This window comes from Streptomyces sp. NPDC001880 (genome assembly GCF_053594575.1).
The window spans coordinates 1-1,095 of the sequence record NZ_JBSFET010000304.1 but is presented as its reverse complement, the minus strand read 5'-3'; the positions used below and the strand labels follow the sequence as shown (position 1 = coordinate 1,095).

The 1,095-nt window shown below is 65.3% G+C and carries 2 protein-coding genes; both read left to right on the top strand.

The genetic code is table 11. From position 1 onward, the window contains the following. Positions 1 to 120 precede the first annotated feature (120 nt). Complete coding sequence (locus ACWCQ6_RS37465) at positions 121 to 711, top strand: hypothetical protein (RefSeq protein ID WP_451097006.1); 591 nt, start codon at positions 121 to 123, stop codon at positions 709 to 711. A gap of 113 nt (positions 712 to 824) precedes the next feature. Beyond that, positions 825 to 1,095, top strand: a 271-nt coding sequence (locus tag ACWCQ6_RS37460) for a DNA adenine methylase (RefSeq protein WP_451097004.1), incomplete at its 3' end; no start/stop codon positions are given.

The following is a 1,095-nucleotide window of genomic DNA, read 5'->3' as shown; positions in this document are numbered from 1 at the left end:
TCCGTGCCCGCGCAGCGCGGTGAAGCAGGAAGCCCCCGGAAGGGTCGGACGACCCAGGCCGGAATCCCTGGACTTTAGGCCAGGGAGCACGTCAAAGGACAGGTTTTTGGTCGTCTGACCGTGATCGAGCGGACCACCAACAGCAGGCATGGGCAGGTCCGCTGGAACTGCTACTGCTCCTGCGACGGGCGCGAAGTAGTTGTGACCGCAGGTCAGCTCCGCAAAGGCGGGACCCTGTCCTGCGGCTGCTACCAGCGGGAGGCTTCCGCCTCTGCGAACCGCACTCACGGTCAGTCGGGGACGCGCCTGTACCGGATCTGGAAGAACATGCTCCAGCGCGCGGCCAACCCGAACAGCAGGGACTACGCCAAATACGGCGGTGTCGGTCATGGACTGGACGACCCCCGCTGGCGAACGTTTGAGGACTTCGCTGCCGACATGGCTGACGGTTACCGCGATGGCCTGACGCTCGACAGAATCGATGGCACCAAGGGCTACTCCAAAGCCAACTGCCGGTGGGCGACATACGCCATGCAGAACCGCAATACCAGCCAGAACCGGCTCATCACCTTTCGCGGAATCACGAGGCCGCTTGCTGACTGGGCTGAGGCGCTCGAGCTGAACAGCAGGACTCTCACCTGGCGCCTCAATAACGGCTGGTCGATTGAGCGGGCTCTGACCACGGCGCCGGCCAATCGATCCCGGTCCTAGTGTGTCCGCCGCTTGATTACCCCGTGACGCACAGCTGGGCGGCCCCGCCGGTAACGGGGCCGCCCGGGACCAAGCACACCACACCCGCACGACGAACTCACCTGGAGCACCTGATGAAGTCTCCCGTCCCATACTTCGGCGCGAAGGGCCGTACCGCCCCCTGGATCGTGTCCGTCTTGCCCGCGCACCAGCACTACGTTGAGCCGTACTGCGGTGGCCTGTCCGTTCTCCTCGCCAAGCAGCCCTCGCCGATGGAGACCGTCAACGACCTCGACCGCGAACTGGTTACGTTCTGGCGGGTTCTTCGCGACCGCCCCGCCGATCTGATCCGTGCCTGCGCGCTCACCCCGCACAGCCGGGACGAACTCGCGGCCGCACATGAAC